Annotated in this window: 5 protein-coding genes; 4 read left to right on the top strand and 1 reads right to left on the bottom strand. The window is 74.8% G+C overall.

All coding sequences use genetic code 11. The annotated features are described in order from the left end of the window. Positions 1 to 261 precede the first annotated feature (261 nt). Positions 262 to 1,287 (bottom strand): hypothetical protein, encoded by a 1,026-nt coding sequence (locus tag LCE31_RS32655; RefSeq protein ID WP_225020886.1) that lies wholly within the window; start codon positions 1,285 to 1,287, stop codon positions 262 to 264. A gap of 208 nt (positions 1,288 to 1,495) precedes the next feature. On the opposite strand from LCE31_RS32655, the gene LCE31_RS32650 reads away from it, so the two are divergent. The 4 genes from LCE31_RS32650 to LCE31_RS32635 all read left to right on the top strand — a co-directional run bounded on the left by LCE31_RS32650 (position 1,496) and on the right by LCE31_RS32635 (position 7,545). Then, complete coding sequence (locus LCE31_RS32650) at positions 1,496 to 2,257, top strand: response regulator transcription factor (protein WP_308042342.1); 762 nt, start codon at positions 1,496 to 1,498, stop codon at positions 2,255 to 2,257. A 101-nt stretch (positions 2,258 to 2,358) separates the two neighbouring features. Continuing rightward, the gene (locus LCE31_RS32645; RefSeq protein WP_225020884.1) at positions 2,359 to 3,987 is read left to right on the top strand and encodes a sensor histidine kinase; all 1,629 of its coding nucleotides are present in this window, start codon (positions 2,359 to 2,361) and stop codon (positions 3,985 to 3,987) included. A gap of 40 nt (positions 3,988 to 4,027) precedes the next feature. Next, entirely contained in the window at positions 4,028 to 5,308 is a 1,281-nt protein-coding gene (locus LCE31_RS32640) for a bifunctional glycosyltransferase family 2/GtrA family protein (protein ID WP_225020882.1), read from the top strand. Then, positions 5,305 to 7,545, top strand: a complete 2,241-nt coding sequence (locus tag LCE31_RS32635) for a glycosyltransferase family 39 protein (protein WP_225020880.1) — start codon at positions 5,305 to 5,307, stop codon at positions 7,543 to 7,545. The genes LCE31_RS32640 and LCE31_RS32635 overlap by 4 nt, the downstream gene beginning before the upstream one ends. Positions 7,546 to 7,670 lie beyond the last annotated feature (125 nt).

Genomic DNA, 7,670 nt, shown 5'->3' with positions numbered 1-7,670 from the left:
CCCCCCCGCCCCCCCCCCCCCCCCCCCCCCCCCCCCCCCCCCCCCCCCCCCCCCCCCCCCCCCCCCCCCCCCCCCCCCCACGCCAGGGACCTGAGCCGCCGGCTCACCGGACACGTCGGTACAGGGTCCTGACCCACCGGCTCACTGGACACATCGGTCCGCACGCCAGGGTCCTGACCCGCCGGCTCACCGGACACATCGGTACGCGGCATCCACGCGGGTGCCGCGTACCGCTGCGTCGGGGCCGGGCGGGCTCGGCGGTCAGAGGCCCGCGGCCCTCACCCGCTCGGCCGTCCGCGAGAGCTCCGGCAGGTACGCGAGGGTCGAGCGGGCCCGTTCCGCGAGGTCCGCGTCGTCGGCGATACCGAGGTCCCCGAGCAACTCGCCGAAGGCCGGAGCGAACGCGGCCTCCAGCGCCGGGGCGTCCGCGTGCAGCAGGGTGTGGCAGCGCGCGAAGGTCGCCACGAGCCAGAACAGCGCCTCCCGGTGGTCGCCCCGCCGCACCAGCTCACGGCTCGCGTCCACGGCCACGGGCCGCGCGGCCGGGGTGATGTCGGAGCTGAAGGGGAACGGCGTGCGCGCGACGGCCGCCGTCGCGTCGAACAGGGCCGCGAGACGCTCGACATGCAGCATGACCCGCTCCCGCGCGAGACCCGCCGGGTCCAACTGTCCGATCAGGTACGGGTAGTGGGCCGCGAGTCCGGTCCGCGCGAACAGCTCGCGGGCCCGCAGGTGGCGGAGGCGTACCGTCGGGTTGCGCAGGCCGGCGACGAGCGGCAGATGAGCGGTCACACACGTCGGGAACAGCCACCCCGTGACCCGCACGGGCCAGGGCGCGGCCGGGTCCGGCGCGCGCAGCCCCTCCTCGATCCGCCGCCGTACGGCCCCGCACCGCTGCCGTACGCGCTCCGGCGCTGCGAACTCCGCCTCCACCGCCCGCTGGAGGGCCCGCAGTCCGCCCGTCGGGTCGTCCAGGACGCTGTCCCGGCTCAGTCCTGCCGCGAGGTGGTAGACGGCCAGGGCGCGCTCGGCCGGGGCGATGGTGTCCAGGGCGACGGGTGTGACATCGAAGAGCACGCCGAGGTGGCGGATTTTGCCCGGTTTGAACCCGCGGGCCGGCCGGTCGGTGACGAGCATGATGTCCACGTCGGAGCCGAGCGGCACCTCTTCCTCCGCGCGCAGCGCGACCGTCGAGCCCGCCACGTACGCACCGAGGTACCCGTCGTGGCCCCGCCCCACCGACCGCACCCAGTCCTGGGCAGCGGCCCGCGCCTCGTCGGCCCGCATGCGCATCCCTCTCCCCGTACGGGGAGCGCGTGCAGCCGCTCACCCGGTGTAGTCTCCGCCGAGCGTACGGGACCCGGCACGGTGGCTGCGGCCTCTTCGGTGTGCCTCCTCGACATGCCTCTTCGATGTACCTCTTCGACGTGGGATTCTCAGCTCCTTCACAGGGGCGGGCAAGGAATCTCTCACGGCGCGACGCGAGCGTGGTGCCATGACGACCACCTCATCCCAGGAGCAGGTCCGGCTGCTGCGCCCCGACGGCTCGCCCGTGCGGGTGCTCGTCGTGGACGACGAGACCTCGATCACCGAGCTGCTGTCCATGGCACTGCGCTACGAGGGCTGGGACGTGCGGGCTGCGGGCGACGCGGCCTCCGCCGTGCGCACCGCGCGCGAGTTCCGGCCCGACGCGGTCGTGCTGGACGTGATGCTGCCCGACCAGGACGGCCTCACGGCGCTCGGCCGGATACGCGACCACCTGCCGGAGGTACCGGTGCTGTTCCTCACGGCGCGGGACGCCGTCGAGGACCGTATCGCGGGCCTCACGGCCGGCGGCGACGACTATGTGACGAAGCCCTTCAGCCTGGAGGAGCTGGTCGCACGGATGCGCGGCCTGATCCGCAGGTCGGGGGCGGCGGCCCGGCGGGGCGAGCGGCTGCTGACCGTCGGGGACCTGGTGCTCGACGAGGACAGCCGTGAGGCCAGGCGCGGCGGGGACGCGGTCGAGCTGACCGCGACCGAGTTCGAGCTGCTGCGGTACCTGATGCACAACCCGCGCCGGGTGCTGAGCAAGTCGCAGATCCTCGACCGCGTGTGGTCCTACGACTTCGGCGGCAAGGCGAACGTGGTCGAGCTCTACATCTCCTACCTGCGGCGCAAGATCGACGCGGGCCGGGCCCCGATGATCCACACCAGGCGGGGGGCGGGCTATGTGCTGCGGGCCGCGGAACCGCTCGACGGGGCGGACGCGCCGTGAGCCCGGCCGTGCCGCTCCGCCGCCGTACGACGTCCGCGGGGAGCGGGCCGTCCGCCGGGAGTCCGGCATCCGCCGGGAGTGCGGCGTCCGAGGAGGGCGGGTTGTCCGTTCGCCGCCCGGGCCGGGGCCGCCGCGCCCGGCGGCGCTCGCTGCGCGCACGCCTCGTAGTCTCCGCGGTGGCGCTGATCGCGGTGGTCGCCGCGGTGATCGGCACGGTCACCACCATCGCCTACCGCTCGTACCTGTACGACCAGCTCGACGCGCAGGTCCTCCAGGTCGCGATGCGCGCGTCCGGGCCGCCGCCGCACACCGGCCAGGGCGGGGACGCCACCGACGGGCTTCCGCCGGGCGCCCCGCTCAACCGGGACCCGCTGCTGGCCGTGACGGGGGGCGGCGCTCCGGTGGGCACGGTGGGTGCGCAGCTGGGCACGGACGGTTCGCTCGTCAAGGCGGTCCGCAGCACCGCACACCAGGACACCGAGAGTGCCGCACACCAGGACACCGACCGCTTCGGCCAGGTCACCGCGGCCACCCTGACCACCGCGCAGGCCGCCGCGCTCGGCGGTGTGGCCCGCGACGGTTCGCCGCACACCGTGACACTGCCGGGCCTCGGCGACTACCGGGTGCGCCACACCGACGGCGCGAACGGCGACTTCCTCGTCGGGCTGCCGCTCGACGCCCTGCACGACAGCCTCAGCACACTGGTCCTGGTGGAGGCGTGCGTCACGGGCGCGGGCCTCGTCGCGGCGGGGCTCACCGGCAACGCGCTGATCGGCGTGGCACTGCGGCCGTTGCGCCGGGTCGCGTCGACCGCCACCCGTGTCTCCGAACTCCCCCTGCACAGCGGCGAGGTGACGCTGCACGAACGGGTCCCGGCCGCTCAGGCCGACCCGGCGACCGAGGTCGGCCAGGTGGGCGCGGCGCTCAACCGGATGCTCGGCCACGTGGGTTCGGCGCTGGCCGCCCGCCAGGAGAGCGAGACCCGGGTGCGCAGGTTCGTCGCGGACGCCGGGCACGAGCTGCGCACCCCGCTCGCCTCCATCCGGGGCTATGCCGAACTCACCCGCCGCGGACGGGAGGAGACAGGACCGGACACCCGGCACGCGCTGCGCAGGATCGAGTCGGAGGCCACCCGGATGGCGGGGCTCGTGGACGACCTGCTGCTGCTCGCCCGCCTCGACCAGGGCCGCCCGCTGGAGCGGGACCCCGTGGACCTCGTTCCCCTGCTGGTGGACGCGGTGAGCGACGCGCGCGCCGCGGGGCCCGGCCACCGGTGGACACTGGAACTGCCACCGCCGGAGACCGGGCCGCAGGACGCACCGGCCGCGACGGTCGTACGGGGCGACGCGGCCCGGCTGCACCAGGTGCTGGCCAACCTGCTCGCCAACGCCCGCACGCACACACCGCGGGGCACTCTGGTGGTCGCCAGGGTCCTCGCGGGCGGAGCAGGGGCGGGGGCGTCCGTGGTGGTCGAGATCGAGGACGACGGCCCCGGGATTCCGGCTGAGTTGCTGCCGCGGGTCTTCGAGCGGTTCGCGCGCGGCGACGCGTCGCGTTCGCGCGCGGCGGGCTCGACCGGGCTCGGTCTGGCCATCGTACGGGCCGTGGCCGCCACGCACGGCGGCACCGTGCGGGCCGCCTCGCGCCCTGGCCGTACGGTCTTCACACTGACCCTCCCGGCCGCGCTCCCACAGGAAGCGGCCCCGGCTCACAGCGTCACCACAGGCTGAGCACACCGCCACGACAGCGCGCTCCGCCAGCGTGGGGTCCATGCCCACAGACACCACTTCCGGGGACACGCTCCCGGCACGGGAGCACCTGCCGGCGAGGACCGCGGGCCCGCCCGTGCTCGATGTCACCATCCCCGTCTACAACGAGGAACGGGACCTGGAGCCCTGCGTCCTGAGACTCCACGACCACCTGACCCGCACCTTCCCCTACGGTTTCCGCATCACCATCGCCGACAACGCCTCCACCGACCGCACCCCGGCCGTGGCCGCGCGACTCGACGCCAGGATTCCCGAGGTGCGCTCCTGCCGGCTGGAGCAGAAGGGCCGGGGCCGCGCACTGCACGCGGTCTGGTCCCACTCGGACGCGCCGGTCCTCGCCTACATGGACGTCGACCTGTCCACCGGTCTCAACGCCCTGCTGCCCCTGGTGGCCCCGCTGATCTCGGGCCACTCCGACCTGGCGATCGGCTCGCGCCTCGCCCGTACGTCCCGGGTGGTGCGCGGCCCGAAGCGGGAGTTCGTCTCGCGTGCCTACAACGTGATCCTCAAGTCCTCGCTGTCCGCGCGCTTCAGCGACGCGCAGTGCGGATTCAAGGCGGTACGGGCGGACGTGGCCGCGCGGCTGCTGCCGATGGTCGAGGACACGGGCTGGTTCTTCGACACCGAGATGCTGGTCCTCGCGGAGCGCGCGGGACTGCGCATCCACGAGGTGCCCGTCGACTGGGTCGACGACCCGGACAGCCGGGTGCACATCGTCCGCACCGCCGTCGAGGACCTCAAGGGCGTGTGGCGCGTGGGCAGGGCACTCGCGGTGGGGGCACTGCCGCTCGACCGGCTGTCCCGGCCCTCCGGCGACGACCCCCGGGAGGCCGGGGCGGACGGCGCCCCGCGGCGCCTCGTACGGCAGTTGGCGGGGTTCTGCGTGGTGGGCGTCCTGTCCACGCTGGTCTATCTGGCGCTCTACTCCCTCTTCCGCACCCACCTCGGCGCGCAGGCCGCGAACGCCGCCGCGCTGCTCGTGTCGGCGGTGGCCAACACCGCCGCCAACCGCAGGCTGACGTTCGGTGTGCGGGGCCGCAACCGGGCCGTGCGCCATCAGCTCCAGGGCCTGGTGGTGTTCGCCATCGGCCTCGCCCTGACGAGTGGTTCACTGGCCGCGCTCGACACGGCCACGGGCTCGCCCCCGCACACCACGGAGCTCGCGGTGCTGGTCGCGGCGAACCTCGCCGCCACCGTGCTGCGCTTCCTGCTCCTGCGCGCCTGGGTCTTCCCCGAGCGGCGCGTGCCCTCCCCCACCCCCGGCGAACGGACCGCACGATGAGCACGCTTTCCCACACCGCCGCGACGGCCCGCGCGACGCACGCGGCACCGGCCGGGCCGAGGTCCTGGCCCGGCCGGCTGTGGCGCGGGCGGGCCGACGACGCACCCTGGGTGCGGCCCGCGCTGCTCGCCCTGCTCCTGCTGACCGCGGTGCTCGAACTGTGGAACCTGAGCGCGTCCGGATACGCCAACTCCTTCTACTCGGCGGCCGTCCAGGCGGGCTCTTCGAGCTGGAAGGCGTTCCTGTTCGGCTCGTCCGACGCGGGCAACTCGATCACGGTCGACAAGCCTCCGGCCGCGCTGTGGCCGATGGACCTCTCGGTCCGCCTGTTCGGCCTCGGCTCCTGGCAGATCCTGGTGCCGCAGGCGCTGATGGGGACGGCCACGGTGGCGGTGCTGTACGCGGCCGTCCGGCGCAGGTTCGACGCCACCGCGGGGCTGCTCGCGGGCGTGGTGCTCGCGCTGACGCCGGTCGCGTCGATGATGTTCCGCTTCAACAACCCGGACGCGCTGCTCGCGCTGCTGATGACGGCGGCCGTGTACTGCGTGCTGCGCGCGCTGGAGGGCGCGCGGACCAAGTGGCTGGTGGGTGCGGGCGTCCTGCTCGGCTTCGCGTTCCTCACCAAGACGCTCCAGGCGTTCCTGATCCTGCCGCCGCTCGCGGTGGTGTACATGGTGTGCGCCCCCGCACCGCTGCGCCGCAGGCTCGGCGGGCTGCTGGCGGCGGCGCTCGCGATGGTCGTCGCGGGCGGCTGGTGGGTGGCGCTGGTGCAGCTGTGGCCCGCCTCTTCGCGTCCCTACATCGGTGGCTCCCAGAACAACTCGTTCCTTGAACTGACCTTCGGCTACAACGGGTTCGGCCGGATCACCGGTGACGAGACGGGGAGCGTCGGCGGTCCGGCGAACGTCGCAGGGCCGGAGGGCGGTGCGGGACCCGGCGGGGGCGGCGGTCCCGGCGGCGGCGCGGGCTTCGGCGACGGTGGTACGGCGGGCTTCGGCCGGATGTTCGGCGACGCGCTCGGTGCCCAGATCTCCTGGCTGCTGCCCGCCGCGCTGCTGATGCTCGTCGCGGCGCTGGTGGTGACGCGGCGCGCGACGCGTACCGACACGGTGCGTGCGGCGTTCCTGGTGTGGGGCGGCGCGCTCCTCGCGACCATGGCCGTCTTCAGCTTCATGGCGGGGATCTTCCACCAGTACTACACGGTGGCGCTGGCGCCCTACCTGGCCGCGCTCGTGGGCATGGGCGCGTCGCTGCTGTGGCGGGAGCGGGGCAGGCCGTTCGCGGCCGGCGCCCTGTGCGTGAGTGTGCTGGCGGCGTCGGTGTGGTCGTTCGTCCTGCTCGGCCGCACCCCCGACTACCTGCCCTGGCTGCGCTGGGCGGTCCTCGTGGGCGGTGTGCTCGCGGCGGCGGCCACCCCGCTGTCCAGGCGCCCGCGCGGCGGCCTCGCGGTGATGGGGCTCGCTCTCGCGGCGTCGCTCGCCGGGCCGTTCGCGTACACGATGACGACGGTGGCGACGCCGCACACGGGCTCGATCATCACGGCGGGACCGGCGTCCGCGGGCGGCGGCTTCGGCGGTATGCGCCCGCCCGGTGGTTTCGGCGACCGTACGGGGGCGCCCGGCGGGTTCACCCCGCCCGGCGGCGCCCAGCAGGGCGGTGGCGGCAACACACCGACCGGTCAGGGCAACGGCCGCAAGACAGCGGGGGGTTCCGGCGGTGGGCAGAACCCGCCGACCGGGCAGGGCGGAGGACAGCCCCCGGCGGGGACCGCTCAGGGGAGCGGGCAGCGCCCCGGCGGCGGGCAGGGCACGCGCGCGGGCGGCGCCTTCGGCGAGGGCGGCGGCAGGGCCGGCGGCGGTATGGGCGGTCTGCTCGACGCGCAGAAGGTCAGCTCCGCCGTGGAGTCGGCGCTGGAGAAGAACGCGTCGCGCTACACCTGGGTCGCGGCGGCCGTGGGCTCGCAGAACGCGGCCGGCTACCAACTCGCCACCGAGCGGCCGGTGATGCCCATCGGCGGCTTCAACGGCAGTGACCCCTCCCCCACCCTCGCCCAGTTCAAGCGGTACGTGGCGGACGGCCGCATCCACTATCTCCTGAGCTCCGGTCAGGGCGGCGGCATGGGCGGCCCCGGAGGTGGCGGCAGCAGTGCCATCACCACCTGGGTGGAGAAGAACTACACCAAGGTGACCGTGGACGGCACGACGCTGTACGACCTGACGAAGCCGAAGGACACCTGACGCGGACCCCGCGACTGCCCCGGCCCCGCCCCCGGGGGGGGGGGGGGCGGGGGGGGGCGGGGAGCCATTTAGGGCCCCGGGGGCGCGCCCCAAGGGGTGGGCCGTGGGACCCCGCCCGTGCCCGG

The sequence above is a fragment of the Streptomyces sp. 8L genome, assembly GCF_020176795.1.
Taxonomy (GTDB): Bacteria; Actinomycetota; Actinomycetes; order Streptomycetales; family Streptomycetaceae; genus Streptomyces.
The sequence above is the reverse complement of the archived record's forward strand: the minus strand, read 5'-3'. Positions and strand labels throughout refer to the sequence as shown.

Bases quoted from the DNA above. Each gene is read 5' to 3' on its own strand.
- LCE31_RS32640 (WP_225020882.1), top strand. From the start codon at position 4,028: ATGCCCACAGACACCACTTCCGGGGACACGCTCCCGGCACGGGAGCAC.
- LCE31_RS32650 (WP_308042342.1), top strand. From the start codon at position 1,496: ATGACGACCACCTCATCCCAGGAGCAGGTCCGGCTGCTGCGCCCCGAC.
- LCE31_RS32635 (WP_225020880.1), top strand. From the start codon at position 5,305: ATGAGCACGCTTTCCCACACCGCCGCGACGGCCCGCGCGACGCACGCG.
- LCE31_RS32655 (WP_225020886.1), bottom strand. From the start codon at position 1,287: ATGCGGGCCGACGAGGCGCGGGCCGCTGCCCAGGACTGGGTGCGGTCG.